Below are 957 nucleotides of genomic sequence, written 5' to 3'. Positions count from 1 at the left end.
TGGATGGGGAGGCGGCGGCGCTTGAGGCCTGTGACGAAATGGATGGCGCAGCCCACATTGGCGGTGAGCAGTACATCCGGCGCCATCTGCGCCAGGGCATCCAGTTTTGGCGCCAGCAGTTGATCGGCCATTTTAGGATGCGTGAGCATGTAGCTGCCGGCGGCGCCGCAGCACAGGGCATTCTCCGGCAGGGTGAGCACTTCCACACCCGGCAGACGACGGGCCAGGGCCTCCAGGGCCTCGTGTTCCTTGAGGACATGGCGCAGGGTGCACGGGGTGTGTACGGCCACCTTGAGCGGCTCGCGACGCAGCTTCAGGGGCTTGAGATCCTCCTTGGCCAGCAACACGCACAGGTCGGCCACCCGGCCCATCAGGGCATGATCGCCCAACTCGGGGAAGGCATAGGCCTCGGACTTGAGATGTGCCCGGCAGCCGCTGTTCAGGCTGAGCACCGGGCCGCCCTGCCCGCCCATGAGCGCCTGGTTGCGCCGCGCCAGGTCGGCGGCGGCCTTGGGGCGACCGGCGTGCTGGTCCAGAGCACCGCAGCACACCTGTCCCTCGGGGACCGCCACCCGATAACCCAGGCATTCCAGCACCTGACGGGTGGCCTGCACGGCCTGGGCATCCAGGGCCTCGCCGGTGCAGCCGGTGAACAGGGTGATGGCCCGGGCCTGGGCCTTGCCAGTCAACACCGGAAGCTTGTCCTGACTGTTTCCCTGGCCTTTCTCGGCACGCGGCATCTTGGCGACCACCGAGGCAGCCGCGGGCTTCGCGGCGCCCTGACCGGCCGCGCCGTCAGCCTCCTGCCTATCCTGCCTATCCTGCTGGTCCCGCTGACCCTGCTGACCCTGCTGACCCTGCTGACCCTGCTGACCCTGCTGACCCTGCTGGTCCTGCTGGTCCTGCTGGTCCTGCTGGTCCTGCTGGTCCTGCTTATCCTGCTTATCCTGCTTATCC

The 957-nt window shown here is 67.8% G+C and carries 1 protein-coding gene; it reads right to left on the bottom strand.

What is annotated here, in order from left to right; genetic code table 11:
• A partial coding sequence (locus LPW29_RS15180; protein ID WP_238628712.1) for a (Fe-S)-binding protein occupies positions 1 to 957 on the bottom strand: 957 nt, incomplete at both ends.

The organism is Ectothiorhodospira sp. 9100 (genome assembly GCF_022227565.1).
Taxonomy (GTDB): Bacteria; Pseudomonadota; Gammaproteobacteria; order Ectothiorhodospirales; family Ectothiorhodospiraceae; genus Ectothiorhodospira; species Ectothiorhodospira marina.
Note: the sequence above shows the minus strand (reverse complement) of the source record. Positions and strands in the feature narration are given on the sequence as shown.